Origin of the sequence: Paenibacillus sp. PK3_47, assembly GCF_023520895.1 — a bacterium.
Lineage (GTDB): Bacteria > Bacillota > Bacilli > Paenibacillales > Paenibacillaceae > Paenibacillus_AQ.
Map to the genome: position 1 here is coordinate 3,314,335 of NZ_CP026029.1, position 16,349 is coordinate 3,330,683.

Sequence of the window (16,349 nt, forward strand, 5' to 3'; positions counted from 1 at the left end):
TTATCCCTCCCCGAGATAGAGAATGTCGCTTACGCCGCGTTCCTCTTGTCTGCCCTGCGGATTGTTGACAACGCGGCCCATAAAGTACATTGTGGAAGACCCGCCGCCGTCCAGGTTGTAGGCTTCTGTGGCACCAAGGCTTTTGAACAGCCCAGCGAACTCGTCCAGTGTCATGCCCCGGCTGTCGTCTGAACGTCCGTCTACAACAACGAATACGTAGTGGTTCGCCGAGATCATGCCGATGCCTGTGCGGGGATTGGCATTCGAGATGGAACGGTTACCGAAATTGGTGTCGATTTTAACATTGTTCAAGTCCTGGACGGTCTCGCCGTCCTTGATCAGCGCCGGCCCGAACGACAGGGTCTGCAGAACGCCGTCTGCCAGCAGGTTCTCGGCGGATACCTCCTTTTCGTCATAAGAGGCCATCGTGCCGTCCGCGTAGAGGGCGACCGCCTCCCTGGCAGGTTCGTTTCGGTAGAGCACCCCGTTCCGGATGATGACTCCATCGCTGCGGAAGCCGTAGTAATCGCCATTGATCGCAAAGACTGCATCATGGTCCTCAGCGATATCGGACGTGTCCCCGGTAATGTTGCGCCCGAAGGCATTGTCGGCAAAAGCCGATTGGATCAGAGAAGCATCAGACACCTGCACATCTGCGATGTAATAGGTGATCTGGTCGCTTCCGCGGCCGGTGGTGACCTGCTTAAGAGAGATGTCCATGTCATCGCTGCTGTAGTTCCAGTCATCGGATACGGCTTCCGGAGAATCCTGGCCGGCCTCATTTGAATCTGCCGCCGCCGCTGTACTGACCGCCTCTGTATTGGCTTCTGCACCGGAAACTGCCTGATCGGCAACAACGACTTCGACATGTTGAATCAGATAACGGTCGGCAAGCTGGTAGAGAATACCGCCTGTAAGCAGGGTGCTGAGCGTAATGGCAATGGTTATTTTTTTTCGTTTGGTTATATGTTGTTTTGGCATAAAGCGAATAACCGCCTTTCTTGTCCGGTAAGGATCTTGTTACACTGCCAAGCATAGGCGGCATACCTGAACACAGCCTGAGGATTCGTTGAGCGTTAGCTGAAAGTATGAATTGTGCATCCGGCTGCGCCTGGTGAAATGAAGAAGAATAGTGTACTTTAAGTAGTAAGGAGTGGTAACTGTGAAAAAAAGCATACAAACGCCCCTGCTGGTCGCGGCTTCGATCGTGCTGATCATTATCAGCAGTCTGGTCCGCCCGGATGGCTCTACGCTGCTCGGGGCGCTGCAGACGTTGATTCTCGGTTTAGGATTGCTCGGCTGCTGTACAGCGGCATGGAGATTTGTAAAAGGCGGCAAACGTAAGGGGTAACGGGGGCAAATGATTTTCAGGCGAAAAAGTTTATGCCTGTCATTCACGCGCAGAGTCTTGAAAACTACAACTAAAAGGCGTAACATCGGGGTAAGTACAACCGAATATGTAAACCGCTTAATTTCCGTTAAGGAAAGCGGGGGAACCAACAATCGGCAGCCTGGTCAAGGACCGGAGCCGGTTATGGGGTGAATCCTGGGGAAGTGCGAGAGAATGCTCGCATGGAAGACAGGTAGGGCGACTCTCACTGCCCGAATCCGGCAGCTAACCTCGTAAGCGTATGTAGAGAGGATGAGTGCTATGTGACCGCTAACCAGCCACAGAGGAGATCCTTTGTGGTTTTTTGCTGTGTTTTTATAGACCTGTATCAAATGCGGCCTAATCGAAAAGGAGATAGATAGAGATGGCGGATCAGGACGAATATGTACTCATTTGTGCACCGAACAAGGCTGGTGAGCATTTTATCAGGACACTGAAGTGTAAAGGTTACAAAATAGCGGGAATTGCGAATAATGCAGCGGAGAAAAAACGTCTGGAGGAGCTGGGCGTGGAGGTAAATCTTGTGGTGGACACCCGCCATGAGAATACATGGTTCCGGCCTGCCTTCCCGGTGGGCCAGGTCTATCTGTTCGAGAGCAGTGTGGCCTTATGCTGCCGTTATGTTCAAATGTGCCGGACCTGGACGACCAAATCCATATTCGTAATCACTTCTTCATTGAAGCCAAGACTGGTCTATAAGGGGCTCGGGGTAAGTCAGGTGATTTATTCCCACAGCGGCAATGTCGCGTATCTGGCGGAAAGCCCGGCTTCCCGGGGATAAATTGAAGACGGCACCTATTGACGGGCATAATAAAAATCCCGTATGCGAACGGCACGGAAGGCTGAGGCTTTCCGTGCCGTTCGCTATACGGGAGTGATATTGGACTATGGCAGTTTCCGGATTAACGGGCAGCCGCTTCAATGAGTTCCTTAAGTGCCGGAAGGTTGAAGCCTTTGACTGCACGGTCTTCGAATACGGTAACAGGCACGCCCATGAAGCCGAGCTTCTCGACTTCTTCCTGGTAATCGGTGCTTGTCATGACATCCCGGACTTCATACGCAATGCCCTGCTCTGACAAAAGCTGTTTTACCTGGTTGCAGTCGCTGCAGTTCGCGGTGGAGTAGACAATAACGGGCTGGCTCATTTACTCACGGCTTCCTTGATTGCATCCCGGGTAATTTTCCAGTGGGAGGTGTTCCAGCGGACTTCGCCGCCATCCAGAAGAAAAATTTGCGGGGACTCATGCTTGATGCCAAAATCCTCAGCGATTTGGTTGGACACCGGCCGGTCCTCAATGACATGAACGATGGCAGCCGGAGTGTCGGAGCCTTGTGCGTAAGCCTGGAATTCTTCATGCGCTTTGGCGCTGATCGGGCAGGTTGTGCTGTGTTTGAACAGCAGCTTTTTGCCTGGCTGACCTACATATTGGTTCAGTTCATCCAGCGTGTGGATTTGTTGAATAGACATAAGGAATCTCACCTTTCTGCGGTTGATTTTTGTTTGTTAACAATTAAGTTGTTAGCACCTGTAACTATGATTGTAACATAGTTCAAAATTAAATCAAAAAGAAGTCTTGGGCTGTTATCCAAAGGAAATTACCGTCCTGCTGTGGACATTGATAATGCTTCATAGCCATGCTAAGGTGAGAAAGAGATCGGGCATTCTATACTGGAAAAAAACTGAGGGGGTGTACTATATTAAAAAGGTCGCTTGTGTTACCGGCGCTGATCACGGTCTGGGAATGTGCCTGGCACGCTGGCTTCTGGAGAATCATTATACTGTGTTTGCCGGGCAGTACCTGCAGGATTCCCCTTCGCTTGCGGCGATGAAGACCCGGTACAGGGACAGGCTGTACCTGATTCCTCTGGACATCGGAGACCGGGAGAGCGTGAAGCAGGCTGCGCGGACCATAGCAGGGAGCACAGGACATGTCGATATTGTGATCAACAACGCGGGGATTATTCACAAAGCTGATGATGCCACGATGCTGGTGGATATGGACGATGAAGCCATGGCCCGGATATACAATGTGAATACGCTCGGCGCGCTGAGGGTCAGCAACGAACTGATGGGCCTGCTGCTGCAGGGCAAGCAGAAGCTGATTATTAACATCTCCTCCGAAGCCGGAAGTATTGGACGCAACAAACGGATTAATATGTACGGATACTGTATGTCCAAGGCGGCGCTGAATATGCAGTCCTCCCTGATGCACAATCATTTGAAGGTAATGGGGGGACAGGTCATGGTTTTTCACCCCGGCTGGATCCAGACTTACATGCATGGCGAAAAAGCCGTAGAAGCACCGATTACCCCGGAGGAGTCTGCCGGCAAAATTATGAGTCTTGTGCTGGACCATAAGAAATACATGGGTGAAGAGCCGGCTTATCTCGATCTTGACGGCAATCACTGGCCCTGGTAACAACAAATTCTGCAGGAAAAGAGGCGTTAAGGAATGTCTGACTTGAGAGCGCTTGCGATAGGGGATTATACAGAGGTGAAATATCATCCGTTTGCCGGTGTCGACCGCGAACTTGAAGCGATTTTGTCTCCTGATTTTCAGGTGGAATGCACCGAAGATTACGGGCTGCTGAATAAGGAGAAGCTTGCTGCCTGCAAGCTTATTGTTGCCTACACTGAATTCCTTGATGATCCGCTTCCGCCGGAACAGAGCGGGGCATTGCTCTCTTATGTAGCCGGAGGAGGAGGCCTGCTTGCCATACACAACGGTATCTCCCTTCAGCGGAACCAGGAGCTCGGCGGGATGCTGGGCGGTTACTTCACCCACCATCCGGCCTACACTGCGCTGCAGATGAAGATCCCGGCGCGTGAGCATCCGATTATGCAGGGCATGGAGGAGTTTGTCATTGAGGACGAGCCGTATTACTTTGATATGCAGCCGCATTTCAAGACGACAGTGCTGGCTGAATACCTTCACGACGGAGCCATGCGCCCGGCAGCCTGGTGCCATGAATTCGGACTGGGCCGGGTCGTCTATCTGATGCCGGGGCATCATCTGCCCTCCTTCTCGGTAGAGCCGTTCCGGCAAATGATCCGCAGAGGCGGTCTATGGGCTGCCGGGCTGCTGTAACAGCCATTTATTATATATATTATAAAAGAGCAGAAGACGGCATGATTACCATGCGCCTTCTGCTCTTTGTCTATCTGCTCGATCTGATGTCATATTGAAGTTTATGAATGAATTCAAAGTTAGTTATTTGGCTTTGGGGCAATATGCACCACTTCATTCCCATGCAGTGCCTCCTGCACCTCGGCCCTGAGGCTGTCAGTGAACTGGTTCCACACTTTTTTACCGACATCCAGCTTATCCCGCCCGATGGAATGCAGCGTTTCCAGCCATATGCGTTTGTCGTTGATATCGCCTAGCTCCTGCTGGATCTTTTTGTAGATTTCCTCGTGGGCATGGAATTTCTGGTTCAGGGCAAAAGAAGCGGCACTTGCGGTATACCGCAGTTCCTTGGCGGCAATCCGCAGATCATGCAGAGCTTCAAAGGATTCCTGGGATTCGCCTTCAGGGCCGTTAAACAAGGCTTTGCAGACCTTTTTCTTCTGGTCAAAGGCGACCTCGAGCTCCCGCATGACGACGTTGACGTCTCTTTTTGCGGCAAGACCTTCCAGCTCATTAACCAGAAAAGCCTCCCACTGCTCATCAAGCTCTTTGGTAAGCACTTTGGGCAGCTCGTCTGTCAGCCGCTTGCGGTACTTCTTCCGCTTCTCCTTCTGGTGATTGATGACGGCCTTCAGCAGTTCTGCGGTTTTGCTCTCGCCTGCTGATTTGGCCTGCTTGCGGCGCTCCTTGAAGGATTCAATAAGCACATCGGCATCACGGACCTTGCCCAGCCTTTTCTGTGACTGCTTAAAAGCACTGTAGATTGGCTCTGTCACCGAATGCTCGGGATCAAGAATGGACAGCAGGGTCAGCAGCTTCCGGCTGTTCACTCTGGCCTGATGGATATCCTCATCGCCAAAGCCTTTGAGTGAATCCTTGCTGTAATCGCGGAAATTAATGTACAGCTTGTTCAGCGCCTGTTCCCATTGCCTGGTCTTGCTTATTTGCTTTTCCTTTTCCTTGGCTACCTGTTCGACGGTCATGCGGCATCACTCCTAAAGGTTATGTCTGGCATGAACTGCAAGCCTTGAGTCTCATTGCTTGGGAAAATTGCTTATACCCTAAGAATAACGGTATGCGGGCGACAGAGCAAATCGGTTACAATAAGACTATTATGAGCTGGGACAGGGGGCGCTGATGACGTGATGGAAGAGGAGAACGCTGCACGGTTGAAAAATGAATCAGGGCTTATGCCATCAGCGGCGGAAGCGGGGCTTACAAGCGAAAGTATGCTTCCGCCTGTGATGGCTCTCTTTGAGCATTTGGTGGCGGGGGGAGAGGGCGCCGGGGCTGCGCGAAGTGCGGGAGATAAGGCGGATGAAGACGGCCTGGTAGAGCGTGAGGGTCGTGTGAATTGGAGTACAAGCAGCATTAAGAGTATGCCGAATGGAGATGGCGGACGGACAGCACGAGGCATGAAAGGTGAGACTGCGGGATTTGAGGATGCAGAGGATATGCTGCTTCCGTTTGCTTTTGAGGAGACGCTGTGCCGGGATGTCGGGGCCGGTCTTACTCCGCCGTCTCTGCATCTCTGGAGCCATCCCGGCGGTGTAGTGCTGGGACTGCGCGACAGCAAGCTGCCCCGTGCCGCCGAGGCCATGGCCGCCCTTGAGCGGCAGGGCATCCGCACAGCGGTACGCCATTCCGGGGGCGCTGCTGTGCCGCTGGATGCAGGGATCGTCAACGTGGCGCTGGTTCTTCCCAAGCCGCCGGGGAAGTTGGACTTTCACGATGACTTCCGGCTGCTGGCTTCGCTGATTGCCGAAGCCGTGGCGGTCAGTCATCCGCAGGCAGCTGCGCAGATCAGGGCGGGGGAAATTGCCGGTTCTTACTGCCCCGGCGATTTCGACCTCGCCATCGGCGGCCGCAAATTCTGCGGCATTGCCCAGCGGCGGCAGAACAGCGCGTACTTCGTGCACGCGTTCGTGGTGGTCTCCGGCTCGGGAGAGGAGCGCGGGGAGCTGATCCGCGGATTCTACGGGGCGGCAGCCGGAGGGGACGAATCTTTGACTTATCCGCGCGTCCGGCCGGAGAAGATCGCCGCGCTAAGCGAGCTCGGGGGGCCGGATTCGGCAGCCGTCTTCGCCGCCGGAATCCGCGAGGCGCTGATCCGGCGCGGCGTGGTGCTGAAGCCTGCAGCAGTGCTGCGGCAGGAGAGCGGTTATGATCTCCAGTACAGCAGCCCGCGTGTGCTGGATGCGGTGCAGGTGCTGCGTGAGCGCTACGCCCGGTGAACGGGCTGGCGCAGGAAAGATGCTGTGGAACAGCTGCTTGGTGCAGCTGCCGCAGCATCTTTTTTTAGCTTCGCGGAGCTTTTCCAAGCTGGGACGGACTGCACGGATGTCGGCAATTCCGGCCGGGCTACGCAACCGCCCGCAACCCGTAACCGCAACCCGCAAGCCGCAAACCGCAAACCGCAAACCGCAAACCGCAAACCGCAAACCGCAAACCGCAAACCGCAAACCGCAAACCGCAAACCGCAAACCGCAAACCGTAACCGTAACCGTAACGTAACCGTAACTGCAGACCGTAACCGCAAACCGTAACCCCAAACCGTAACCGCAAACCGTAATCGCAAACCGTAACCGCAAACCGTAACCGCAAACCGCAAGCCGCAAGCCGCAAGCCGCAAGCCGCAAGCCGCAAACCGCAAACCGAACCGTAACGTAACCGTAACCGCAAACCGTAACCGCAACCGCAAACCGTAACCGCAAACCGTAATCGCAAGCCGCGAACCGCAAACTGCAAACCGCAAACCGCAAACCGCAAACCGCAAACCGCAAACTGCTAACCTTATTACCACCAACCCAGTAACCGTCGTTAACTATTGTTATCGCTTTTCGTCTTCTACGCCCTCCTGTTCCCGCATATAGCTGCACTTCGTACAACTAAAACGTAACAATTGGCTACATGTGAGGAGATAGCTGCACTTTATACAGTTATAATGGCGGAATCTGGGCAAAACGTCGTTTTCAGCTAGTTTTAGCTGTAATAAGTGCATTTATTTCTCCATTTTTTAAGATTTGGCATGGAATAGCTGCACAAAATACACTTAACCGGGCTGGGCTGGGCTGGGCTGGGCTGGGCTGGGCTGGGCTGGGCTGGGCTGGGCTGGGCTGGGCTGGGCTGAACAATGAAAACCAGGTATAGCAGATTAGGCTGGATAAGTTTAATTGTCGTACTGGCGGTAGGCTAACCGATTGGATTGATTTAAGCTATGCTGCTCGACCATCATTCTTACAAGCCGTTTTGTGAGGATAGCGCTGACATATTGGGTTGTTGCGGCTGGAACAGCAAGTCTGTAACTACATTGGTTTATTGATTAAGGAACGACAAGATTATCTGTACAAATCAGGCCGGCGGTCCGAGAAGATGGGGATTTGCTCTCTGACGTCGCGGACCTTTTGCAGATCAATGGTTCCCGTAAGAATCTCCTCGCTTTCCCCGGCTTCACTGACGATGTCGCCCCAAGGATCAATAATCATGGAGTGGCCGGCAAAAGTGTTCGCAGGATCAGTTCCGGCACGGTTGCAGGCAACGACGTAACACTGGTTCTCGATGGCCCGGCTGATGAGCAGTGCGCGCCAGTGGGACAGGCGCGGCAGCGGCCATTCCGCAGTGACGAAAAGAACTTCGGCACCGAGTGAGGTGTGGGCGCGGACCCATTCCGGAAAACGGATATCGTAGCAAATCAGGCCGGAGCAGGGGGCACCGTCAAGCGTAAACAGCCCTTTGGATTGTCCCGGCTGTAAGTACAGATGCTCATCCATCAGCCGGAACAGGTGCAGCTTGCTGTATTCTCCGGTAAGCTCCCCGCTGCGGTTAAATACATACATGGAGTTCGTAACTCCGGCAGCCTGGCGGCTGGCCACTGACCCGGCCACAATGTTAACACCGTACTCCCGGGCCAGGCGGGAGATAAATGACTTTGTATCAGCACCCTGAGGATCAGCGATCTCTTCAAGACGGGTTAAGTCATAGCCGGTCGTCCACAGCTCAGGAAGAACGATACAATCAGGCCGTTCAGCGGCAGCTTCACGGATTTTGACCTCGGCAGATGCATAGTTCACTTCCGGTTGTCCAAATGCTATATCAAGCTGAATCAGGGATATGTTCACGATGCTAACCTCCTTCTTATTCTGAAATTATAAAGGGGATTCCCTGATAATGTAACGGAAATTTGCTATCGGCATAAAACTTGCTTAAAATAGTTGACGGGTCAACGATATGAGTGTAAACTAAGTTTTGTTAAATCATATTTTACACAATCTAATTCGGATTGGAAGTTCTCAGGGCATAAGAGAATGTTTCAAAATTCAGTTTTGCGGCGGGCAGTACAGGGCATTCTAAGGTGTAAAACTTAAGCCAATGCTTCCGAAGCGAGTTTTGTCCGAAGCAGATTCAGGGAGTAATGCTCACAAAACTTAAGCCAATGCTTCCGAAGCGAGTTTTGTCCGAAGCAGATTCGGGGAGTAATGCTCACAAAACTTAAGCCAATGCTTCCGAAGCGAGTTTTGTCCGAAGCAGATTCGGGGAGTAATGCTCACAAAACTTAAGCCAATGCTTCCGAAGCGAGTTTTGTCCGAAGCAAATTCAGGGAGTAATGCTCACAAAACTTTGAGGAGGTTAAAATTGACGGAATATCAGCCTGAGGATGAGAGCATATTTGAATTGCTCCAAGTACTGAATAAAGGGCTAAGCCCGAAGTTTGAACGCTGTGCAGGCATAAGCCCCACACGCCTCCGCCTTCTGAACGAGCTGTTCCAGGTCGAGGAGATCAGCCAGATCGCGCTGCAAAAGCAAATTGGCATCGATGCTGCAGCCGTCACCCGCCATCTGAAGGGACTGGAAGAGAGCGGCACAATTACACGGCGCAACAATCCGGCTGACAACAGAGTGACCCTGGTCTCTCTGACACCGCAGGGGCGGGACAAGATGCACTGTTACAAGGAAGAGAAGGACCGTTTCATCAGCAGTTTGTTTGCGGGATTTAGTGAACAGGAACGCAGGCTGCTAATAGATATGCTTACCCGGCTGCAGCACAATATCAAATCCCTGTAGCCTTAATTCATATAACAATAAAAGGAGACTGTTTTTCATGAGTGCAACTAAAACCAATGACTTCAACGCTATTATCACAGGCCGCCGTTCGGTGCGCCAATATGATCCGAATGTCAAAATCAGCAAAGAGGAAATGACCGAGATTCTGGCAGAAGCTACACTGGCTCCGTCTTCGGTTAACATGCAGCCTTGGCGCTTCCTCGTAATTGAGAGTCCGGAGGCGAAAGCCAAGCTTGCGACAATCGCCAAGTTCAACCAGGTACAGGTGGAGACCTCTGCGGCTATGATCGCTGTATTCGGTGATTTGAATAACTTTGATTATGCTGAAGAAATCTACAGTACGGCTGTAGAACGCGGTCTTATGCCGCAGGAAGTCAAAGAACGCCAGCTGGCCAGCTTTGCCGGACATTTTGCCAACCTGCCTAAGGAAGTAAACAGAGAAACCGTGATGATCGACGGCGGTCTGGTATCGATGCAGCTGATGCTGGTTGCCCGGGCCCACGGCTATGACACCAATGCAATCGGCGGTTTCGAGAAAGACCAGATCGCTGAATTGTTCGGAATGGACAAAGAGCGTTATATCCCGGTCATGCTGATCTCCATGGGTAAAGCGGCTGCCGAAGGCTACCAGTCCGTACGCCTGCCGGTCGACAAAATTGCAGAGTGGAAATAATATAACTAACTGGAGGGAATAACCATGTTCATTATTCATGCTGTAATGCAAGTAAATCCGGAACGCGAAGAGCTGTTCCTGGCTGAGGCTAGATCGCTGGTATCAGCGACCCATGAGGAAGAAGGCAACATCTCCTACGAGCTGTATAAGCAAGCTACCGGTGAGAATACCTATATCATGGTGGAGACTTGGCGTGATGCGGAAGCTATGGCTTTCCACAACACCAGCCCCCATTTCACAGGCTTTGCTGCCAAAGCGGGCGAATTCCTGACGGCTCCACTGGACGTTAAGGTCTACACAGCAGAACCAGTTACCAAATAATTAAGAATTCCGGAGCGCAGGGCAGCACACTGTCCGGAACGAAACATAATGCGGGGGGCGGAACTCAGGTTCTGCTCCTTTTTTGCGTACTGATTAAAGATTGGCACAGCTGCATTCTATCACTTAAAGGTTGCCGGGAATTTCCTGAACAGCTAGAATAAATGCAATATATGATCAGGAAAGCTTACAGAGAGGGTGAACCCGGCCATGAATCATTTTGAACCGTCGCACGTGCTGAATTCTTTGCCGAAGCAGTTTTTTGCAGAGCTCGTAGCCAGAGCCGGACAGGTTGCCAGGGAAGGGCATGATGTCATTAATCTGGGACAAGGCAATCCGGATATGCCCACGCCGCCCCATATTGTAGAGGCTTTGCTGAAGGGGGCGCAGAATGCTGACAATCATAGATACCCGCCATTCCGCGGTCACGGCTATTTTAAGGAAGCTGCGGCAGCTTTTTATAAAAGAGAGTATGGTGTAGAACTGGACCCCCAGCGGGAGATTGCTATTCTGTTCGGCGGAAAAACGGGGCTGGTCGAGGTGGTGCAGTGCCTGCTCAATCCGGGCGATACGGCGCTTGTCCCGGACCCGGGCTACCCGGATTACTGGTCCGGGATCGAGCTGGCACGGGCAGTCATGGAGATGATGCCGCTTACGGAGGAGCGGGGATATCTGCCGGACTACACAGCTATAAGTGCAGAAACGGCGGCCAAGGCCAAGCTGATGTTTCTAAATTATCCTAACAATCCCACAGGGGCGGTGGCAGACGGGGCGTTTTTTGCGGAGACGGTCAGGTTTGCTGCGGAGCATCATATTTGTGTAGTGCATGATTTTGCCTATGCAGCGATTGGTTATGAAGGCCGGAAGCCGGTCAGCTTCCTTCAGACTCCCGGAGCCAAGGATAACGGAATTGAAATTTATACACTCTCCAAAACCTATAACATGGCCGGGTGGCGGGTTGCTTTTGCTGCAGGGAATGCCAGTGTCATTGAGAGTCTCAACCTGCTGCAGGACCATATGTATGTCAGCCTGTTCGGTGCAGTTCAAGAAGCCGCTGCTGCCGCACTGTCCGGTCCCCAGGAATGCGTCCGGGAGAATGTCAACCGTTATGAGACCCGGCGCAACCTTCTGATTAACGGTCTGCAGGACTTGGGCTGGGAGGTCGAGGCTCCCGGAGGCTCCTTTTTTGCCTGGCTGCCTGTTCCTGACGGCTTTACTTCACAAAGCTTTGCCGATTTGCTGTTGAATCAGGCGCATGTTGTTGTCGCTCCCGGCATTGGCTTCGGGACTCACGGTGAAGGGTATGTGCGGGTAGGCCTGGTAAGCGATGAGGCCCGGCTGGCAGAAGCTGTGAAGCGGATTGCCGGTTTGCAGCTTTTTCAGCAAAAGTAGTGTAAATATGGATGAAATAGACCGATATTAAGAGAACGGCGGGGCACAACAATGAAAATAACGATACAAAAGCTCGGGCTCAGAACAGGCGAAGTGTATTTTACAGCAGAATGCGGTGAGGGCAGGGGAATCTGGGCCGGTGGTCCGGTGAAGCCCGGGGAAGAGCTTGAAGCGGAGTTTGAACTCCCGATGCTTTTTATGCGCTGGGTGGATCTGGTGCCGGTAAGCAGTAATGAATACGGCATGCGGCAGGAAGGAGCCGAAACCGTATTAACCGGTGTGCTGGAGAACATCGAGGAGGACGGTACAGGTTATCTCCGGCTGGGGCCGGAGCTGATCATGTTCGAATGTCTCGGAGAGCCGATGGCGCTGGGCGGTTATGTGGAGCTGAGAACGCCTGAGCTCGGGATTTATCCGGTACTGCTGTGATTTCAGTACAGATCCGGCTGTGAGGACTGGTAATTTATGGACCGCATAGCCACTCTGCAAGAAATGAGCTAATATAACAATAAATCATGATGTAAAGTAATTTCGTGAGGGAGCAGAAGTTCAATGAACAGCGATATTCAGCAATTCAAGACCGAATTTTTCAAGGCGCTGGCTCATCCGATGCGGATCCGCATCCTGGAGCTGCTGAGTGAAGGCGAGAAGAATGTAAACGAACTGCAGGCGATCCTCGGCTCGGAAGGCTCAGCCGTATCCCAGCAGCTTGCAGTACTCCGCGCCAAAAATGTAGTAGCCAGTGTAAAAGAAGGCACAACTGTGATCTATTCGCTGCGCGATCCCCTGATTAAGGATTTGCTGGCAGTAGCCAGACAGATCTTCGACAATCATCTTGTAAACGCGATCTCAGTTCTTGAAGGAATGCGCAGCGAGTAACCCCCGGGTAACCGGGGGATTTCCCGTTGACAAGAGCGGAAGTCAGGAGTAATGTTGCTAATATATTCAAATAATCAGATATTTAAAGAAAAGAAGGTTAGATGATGACAAGGTGGGGCCGGTTTCAAGGCTACAGCATTGCTTCTCTGCGCAAGGACATGATTTCAGGGACAATCGTCGGCGTTATTGCCATCCCGCTCGGGATGGCTTTTGCTATTGCTTCCGGCGTGAAGCCGGAATACGGGATTTATACGACCATTGTTGCCGGCATTCTGATCTCCCTGTTCGGGGGTTCCAAATTTCAGATTGGCGGACCGACAGGGGCGTTCATTCCGGTCTTATTCGCCATTGCGATGGAGTACGGGTATGAGAACCTGCTGATTGCAGGCATGATGGCCGGAGTGATTCTCGTCGTGATGGGTGCCTTGCGGCTGGGAGTGCTGATCAAATTTATTCCGAAGCCGGTAACGGTCGGTTTCACGGCGGGAATTGCCGTTATTATCTTCACCGGGCAAATTGCCAATTTTCTCGGGCTCGAGGGAATAAAGCGGCATGAGAGCTTCGTGGATAACATGAAGGAGATCGGGCTGCATATTTCGACAATGAATTTGTACAGCGTTCTGACAGCTCTAATCTGTCTGGCTGTAGTCATTCTGGGGCTCCGGTATGCACCCAAAATACCGGGATCACTGGTCGGGTTGCTCGCAGCAGCCCTGATCGCGGCGCTGTTCTTCAGCGGCAAGGTGACTACGATCGGCTCCGCTTACGGTGACATTCCGAACACGCTGCCGAGTTTTCATTTTCCTGTAATCACCTGGGAGGTGATCAGGGAGCTGATCCGTCCGGCTTTTATCATCGCTATGCTGGGAGCAATTGAGTCGCTGCTGTCTGCGGTGGTGGCAGACGGAATGTCCGGCAGCCGCCATGACAGCAACCGTGAGCTGATCGGCCAGGGCATTGCGAACATTGCCGCTCCACTGTTCGGCGGTATTCCGGCCACTGGCGCCATTGCCAGAACGGCAACCAACATCCGCAGCGGCGCTGCCTCACCGCTGTCCGGGGTCATACACGGCGTTGTAGTGTTTGTAATTCTTCTGCTGTTTGCGCCGTATGCCTCCAGCATTCCGCTGGCGGCCATGGCCCCGATCCTCATGGTGGTGGCCTGGAATATGAGTGAGCGGAGGGAGTTCCTTCACCTGCTGAAGCTGAAGACCGGGGATTCGCTGGTGCTCTTCATTACCTTTCTGCTGACCGTATTTGCCGATTTGACGCTTGCTGTAGAGGCGGGGCTGGTACTTGCCGTCATCCTGTTCGTCAAACGGATGGGGGAAGCGCACCGGGTGGCGAAGGTGCTGCCAGACCCTTTATCCGTGAAGGTCGGAGCACATATGGTCACGGAGAGCCGTGATTGTCCGCAGATCGGAATTTACAATGTGGAGGGTCCGCTGTTCTTCGGGGCAGCCTACAGATTTGAATCAACGATGCCGGAGCTGGGGCCGGACCGGGCGAAGATTATATTACTGCGCATGGGCAAGGTGCCGTTCATGGATACAACGGGCGAATCCAATCTCTCCGGGCTGGTAAAGCAGCTGCAGGAGGATGGAGGCAGGCTGCTGATTGCGGGAATTCAGCCGCAGCCGCTCGGGCTTCTGAAGAAGACCGGGCTGTATGAGTCAATAGGGGCTGCGCAGTTCTTCGACCATACCGGTGAAGCGATCACGGCAGCACTGGGGAGTATCAGCCGGGAACGGTGCAGCGGCTGCAGGCATGCCGCCTTCCGCGAATGCGGAGCGCTGGCGGGTCAGGAGGAGACGGCAGGACGCAGCGTGTTCACGGGTCTTCCAGCTGCAGCTGTGCGGAATTCTCCGTTATAATTTAAAAATTATTACATCAGCCCGGGTGCACACTGCCACCCGGGCTGTTATGTTATATTAGGTATGGACTAAGGAATACCATATTTGTACAATACCAGTAACCTGCTGCAAACTACATAACGGAATTAGCCAAGTCAAACGATAAGGAGATCCGACGTTCATGAAAGAACTGAATTACACCAAAGTGTTCCTGCTGCTGGCCGGACTGTCGCTGGCGACGCTGGCGGTCTACCGCGTGGTTTCCCAGCGGACCGATACGTTCTACGGTTTTTTGCTCTGGAATTTGTTCCTCGCCTGGGTTCCCCTGGTTTTCTCGATGGCCGCCTATTGGCTGGATCAGCGAAGAACTTCAGGGCTGCTCCTGCTTCCTCTGGGGATTGCCTGGCTGCTGTTCTTCCCGAACGCGCCGTATCTGATGACCGACCTGCTGCATCTGACCATCAGAAAAAACATTTACTTCGTGGACGGAGTGGTCCAGAGCCGGTACTGGTATGACCTGATTACCCTGCTGCTGTTCACCTGGAGCGGATGGCTGACCGGGTTCTTCTCACTTTACCAATTCCAGAGCGTCATCTTCCGTAAAAGCAATCTGCTGCTCTCCTGGGTGTTCGTGCTTGCGGCGTGTGCGCTGGGCGGTTACGGTGTTCTGCTCGGCAGGGTCTACCGGCTGAACAGCTGGGATGTGCTGACAGACCGGCACCAGCTGTACCAGCTGGTCATTGACAGCCTGAACCGGCAGTCGCTGTTCTTCAGCCTGTTTACCGCTGCGGTGCTGCTGGTCATATACGCGACCCTGTACTTCCTGATGAACGGGCTTGGCGCGGGCGGTACAGCCAGACGGAGCTACTCCAAAGGCGGGAAAAGATAATCCTCCTCTGCGGGCTGAAAGCCGAAGACCTCCAGATCGATGATTTCATTATCGTCAAAAAGCACGCCTTCGCCCAGCAGGTACAGCTTCTGCATGGCCCCGGATTCATCAATGCCCAGTGCTATTCTGCCTTGGGCATTGATAACCCTGTGCCAGGGCAGCTTGTACTTCCGGCTCATCGAGTGGAGAATCCGCACCACCTGACGTGCTGCCCGGGGACTGCCCGCAGCCCGGGCCACTCCCCCGTAGGTCATGACTTTGCCTTCGGGAATACTTCTTATAATGGCTATAACCTTTTCTGTGAATGGTGTCATTGAAAATACTCCTTCATAGGGCAGCTTGTCACACAAATTATAACAGAGGAAGTGCTCAACATGGGAACCCTGATTCCTGGAAACAACGGGCCGCAGCTTATGCTTAATGAGCCCAGAGGCCTTGGCGGCTGGCTTATTCTTACGCAGATCGGACTGTATTTTACCTTTATAAGCATGGCGGTATTGACTCTTAATTCCATCATTCCCTCTTTTCAGACGGATGTGTGGGAGGCACTTACTTCGCCAAGTTCTCCGGTTTACGATCCCATGTGGGGTCCGCTGCTGATTTTTGAAGCGGTAAGCAATATTGTGTTTATGCTGCTGTCGGCTCACTGCGCGATATCATCAGAACGGCCGGTACCTGCGCTATCTGGATTCCTTATTTCCTCCGGTCCCGGCGGGTCAGGAATACGTTCGTGAATTAGAAAACAGCTCTGACCAGGAAGCCGCAG

At 52.9% G+C, this 16,349-nt stretch carries 20 protein-coding genes, 1 pseudogene and 1 riboswitch; of the genes and pseudogenes, 15 read left to right on the forward strand and 6 right to left on the reverse strand.

Annotated elements, in window-relative coordinates; translation table 11 throughout:
* The gene (locus C2I18_RS14810) at positions 1–981 is read right to left on the reverse strand and encodes a phosphodiester glycosidase family protein (RefSeq protein ID WP_249901898.1); all 981 of its coding nucleotides are present in this window, start codon (positions 979–981) and stop codon (positions 1–3) included.
* A 181-nt stretch (positions 982–1,162) separates the two neighbouring features.
* On the opposite strand from C2I18_RS14810, the gene C2I18_RS14815 reads away from it, so the two are divergent.
* Positions 1,163–1,351 carry a hypothetical protein gene (locus tag C2I18_RS14815; protein WP_249901899.1) on the forward strand — a complete coding sequence of 63 codons (189 nt, stop codon included), beginning with the start codon at positions 1,163–1,165 and terminating at the stop codon, positions 1,349–1,351.
* 104 nt (positions 1,352–1,455) lie between these two features.
* Positions 1,456–1,646, forward strand: a riboswitch (cyclic di-AMP (ydaO/yuaA leader).
* A gap of 108 nt (positions 1,647–1,754) precedes the next feature.
* Entirely contained in the window at positions 1,755–2,171 is a 417-nt protein-coding gene (locus C2I18_RS14820; RefSeq protein WP_249901900.1) for a hypothetical protein, read from the forward strand.
* Positions 2,172–2,292: 121 nt separating this feature from the next.
* Here the strand turns inward: C2I18_RS14820 and C2I18_RS14825 are convergent, their stop codons facing one another.
* Positions 2,293–2,535, reverse strand: a complete 243-nt coding sequence (locus tag C2I18_RS14825; RefSeq protein WP_249901901.1) for a glutaredoxin family protein — start codon at positions 2,533–2,535, stop codon at positions 2,293–2,295.
* Positions 2,532–2,858: a bacillithiol system redox-active protein YtxJ gene (gene ytxJ / locus C2I18_RS14830; RefSeq protein ID WP_249901902.1), complete on the reverse strand. Its 327-nt coding sequence runs from the start codon at positions 2,856–2,858 to the stop codon at positions 2,532–2,534. Before ytxJ ends, C2I18_RS14825 begins: the two co-directional genes overlap by 4 nt.
* Before the next feature lie 220 nt (positions 2,859–3,078).
* Between ytxJ and C2I18_RS14835 the strand changes: the two genes are divergently transcribed.
* Both C2I18_RS14835 and C2I18_RS14840 read left to right on the forward strand, forming a co-directional pair.
* Entirely contained in the window at positions 3,079–3,810 is a 732-nt protein-coding gene (locus tag C2I18_RS14835; RefSeq protein WP_249901903.1) for an SDR family NAD(P)-dependent oxidoreductase, read from the forward strand.
* 33 nt (positions 3,811–3,843) lie between these two features.
* Positions 3,844–4,479, forward strand: coding sequence for a ThuA domain-containing protein (locus C2I18_RS14840; protein ID WP_249901904.1), 636 nt, complete (start codon positions 3,844–3,846; stop codon positions 4,477–4,479).
* A 119-nt stretch (positions 4,480–4,598) separates the two neighbouring features.
* Here the strand turns inward: C2I18_RS14840 and C2I18_RS14845 are convergent, their stop codons facing one another.
* Complete coding sequence (locus tag C2I18_RS14845; RefSeq protein WP_249901905.1) at positions 4,599–5,501, reverse strand: CHAD domain-containing protein; 903 nt, start codon at positions 5,499–5,501, stop codon at positions 4,599–4,601.
* Between the two features lie 186 nt (positions 5,502–5,687).
* Between C2I18_RS14845 and C2I18_RS14850 the strand changes: the two genes are divergently transcribed.
* Positions 5,688–6,752 carry a lipoate--protein ligase family protein gene (locus C2I18_RS14850; RefSeq protein ID WP_249901906.1) on the forward strand — a complete coding sequence of 355 codons (1,065 nt, stop codon included), beginning with the start codon at positions 5,688–5,690 and terminating at the stop codon, positions 6,750–6,752.
* 24 nt (positions 6,753–6,776) lie between these two features.
* The gene (locus tag C2I18_RS14855; protein WP_249901907.1) at positions 6,777–7,064 is read left to right on the forward strand and encodes a hypothetical protein; all 288 of its coding nucleotides are present in this window, start codon (positions 6,777–6,779) and stop codon (positions 7,062–7,064) included.
* Between the two features lie 792 nt (positions 7,065–7,856).
* On the opposite strand, the gene C2I18_RS14860 is transcribed toward C2I18_RS14855, so the two are convergent.
* Positions 7,857–8,636, reverse strand: coding sequence for a carbon-nitrogen family hydrolase (locus C2I18_RS14860; RefSeq protein WP_249901908.1), 780 nt, complete (start codon positions 8,634–8,636; stop codon positions 7,857–7,859).
* 514 nt (positions 8,637–9,150) lie between these two features.
* Between C2I18_RS14860 and C2I18_RS14865 the strand changes: the two genes are divergently transcribed.
* The 8 genes from C2I18_RS14865 to C2I18_RS14900 all read left to right on the forward strand — a co-directional run bounded on the left by C2I18_RS14865 (position 9,151) and on the right by C2I18_RS14900 (position 15,583).
* Positions 9,151–9,579: a MarR family winged helix-turn-helix transcriptional regulator gene (locus C2I18_RS14865; RefSeq protein ID WP_249901909.1), complete on the forward strand. Its 429-nt coding sequence runs from the start codon at positions 9,151–9,153 to the stop codon at positions 9,577–9,579.
* A 37-nt stretch (positions 9,580–9,616) separates the two neighbouring features.
* Positions 9,617–10,252 (forward strand): nitroreductase family protein, encoded by a 636-nt coding sequence (locus C2I18_RS14870; RefSeq protein ID WP_249901910.1) that lies wholly within the window; start codon positions 9,617–9,619, stop codon positions 10,250–10,252.
* A gap of 24 nt (positions 10,253–10,276) precedes the next feature.
* A complete protein-coding gene (locus tag C2I18_RS14875; RefSeq protein WP_249901911.1) occupies positions 10,277–10,573 on the forward strand; it encodes a putative quinol monooxygenase in 297 nt (98 codons plus the stop codon).
* 207 nt (positions 10,574–10,780) lie between these two features.
* Positions 10,781–11,962, forward strand: coding sequence for a pyridoxal phosphate-dependent aminotransferase (locus tag C2I18_RS14880; protein ID WP_249901912.1), 1,182 nt, complete (start codon positions 10,781–10,783; stop codon positions 11,960–11,962).
* A gap of 51 nt (positions 11,963–12,013) precedes the next feature.
* Positions 12,014–12,391, forward strand: coding sequence for a hypothetical protein (locus C2I18_RS14885; protein ID WP_249901913.1), 378 nt, complete (start codon positions 12,014–12,016; stop codon positions 12,389–12,391).
* Positions 12,392–12,514: 123 nt separating this feature from the next.
* Positions 12,515–12,841, forward strand: coding sequence for an ArsR/SmtB family transcription factor (locus C2I18_RS14890; protein WP_249901914.1), 327 nt, complete (start codon positions 12,515–12,517; stop codon positions 12,839–12,841).
* A gap of 104 nt (positions 12,842–12,945) precedes the next feature.
* On the forward strand, positions 12,946–14,715 hold the full coding sequence (locus tag C2I18_RS14895; RefSeq protein ID WP_249902130.1) for a SulP family inorganic anion transporter: 1,770 nt from the start codon (positions 12,946–12,948) through the stop codon (positions 14,713–14,715).
* A gap of 160 nt (positions 14,716–14,875) precedes the next feature.
* Entirely contained in the window at positions 14,876–15,583 is a 708-nt protein-coding gene (locus C2I18_RS14900; protein WP_249901915.1) for a DUF1361 domain-containing protein, read from the forward strand.
* On the opposite strand, the gene C2I18_RS14905 is transcribed toward C2I18_RS14900, so the two are convergent.
* Positions 15,559–15,897: an MGMT family protein gene (locus C2I18_RS14905; protein ID WP_249901916.1), complete on the reverse strand. Its 339-nt coding sequence runs from the start codon at positions 15,895–15,897 to the stop codon at positions 15,559–15,561. The genes C2I18_RS14900 and C2I18_RS14905 overlap by 25 nt on opposite strands.
* A 99-nt stretch (positions 15,898–15,996) precedes the next feature.
* On the opposite strand from C2I18_RS14905, the pseudogene C2I18_RS14910 reads away from it, so the two are divergent.
* A pseudogene (locus tag C2I18_RS14910) lies at positions 15,997–16,322 on the forward strand (DUF2569 family protein).
* The last annotated feature ends 27 nt before the right edge of the window (positions 16,323–16,349 follow it).

What these genes read in the sequence shown, in the direction of transcription:
- ytxJ (WP_249901902.1), bottom strand. Translation starts at nt 2,858, where the DNA reads ATGTCTATTCAACAAATCCACACGCTGGATGAACTGAACCAATATGTA.
- C2I18_RS14905 (WP_249901916.1), bottom strand. Translation starts at nt 15,897, where the DNA reads ATGACACCATTCACAGAAAAGGTTATAGCCATTATAAGAAGTATTCCC.
- C2I18_RS14880 (WP_249901912.1), top strand. Translation starts at nt 10,781, where the DNA reads ATGAATCATTTTGAACCGTCGCACGTGCTGAATTCTTTGCCGAAGCAG.
- C2I18_RS14840 (WP_249901904.1), top strand. Translation starts at nt 3,844, where the DNA reads ATGTCTGACTTGAGAGCGCTTGCGATAGGGGATTATACAGAGGTGAAA.
- C2I18_RS14870 (WP_249901910.1), top strand. Translation starts at nt 9,617, where the DNA reads ATGAGTGCAACTAAAACCAATGACTTCAACGCTATTATCACAGGCCGC.
- C2I18_RS14895 (WP_249902130.1), top strand. Translation starts at nt 12,946, where the DNA reads ATGACAAGGTGGGGCCGGTTTCAAGGCTACAGCATTGCTTCTCTGCGC.
- C2I18_RS14825 (WP_249901901.1), bottom strand. Translation starts at nt 2,535, where the DNA reads ATGAGCCAGCCCGTTATTGTCTACTCCACCGCGAACTGCAGCGACTGC.
- C2I18_RS14820 (WP_249901900.1), top strand. Translation starts at nt 1,755, where the DNA reads ATGGCGGATCAGGACGAATATGTACTCATTTGTGCACCGAACAAGGCT.
- C2I18_RS14900 (WP_249901915.1), top strand. Translation starts at nt 14,876, where the DNA reads ATGAAAGAACTGAATTACACCAAAGTGTTCCTGCTGCTGGCCGGACTG.
- C2I18_RS14885 (WP_249901913.1), top strand. Translation starts at nt 12,014, where the DNA reads ATGAAAATAACGATACAAAAGCTCGGGCTCAGAACAGGCGAAGTGTAT.
- C2I18_RS14845 (WP_249901905.1), bottom strand. Translation starts at nt 5,501, where the DNA reads ATGACCGTCGAACAGGTAGCCAAGGAAAAGGAAAAGCAAATAAGCAAG.
- C2I18_RS14810 (WP_249901898.1), bottom strand. Translation starts at nt 981, where the DNA reads ATGCCAAAACAACATATAACCAAACGAAAAAAAATAACCATTGCCATT.
- C2I18_RS14875 (WP_249901911.1), top strand. Translation starts at nt 10,277, where the DNA reads ATGTTCATTATTCATGCTGTAATGCAAGTAAATCCGGAACGCGAAGAG.
- C2I18_RS14890 (WP_249901914.1), top strand. Translation starts at nt 12,515, where the DNA reads ATGAACAGCGATATTCAGCAATTCAAGACCGAATTTTTCAAGGCGCTG.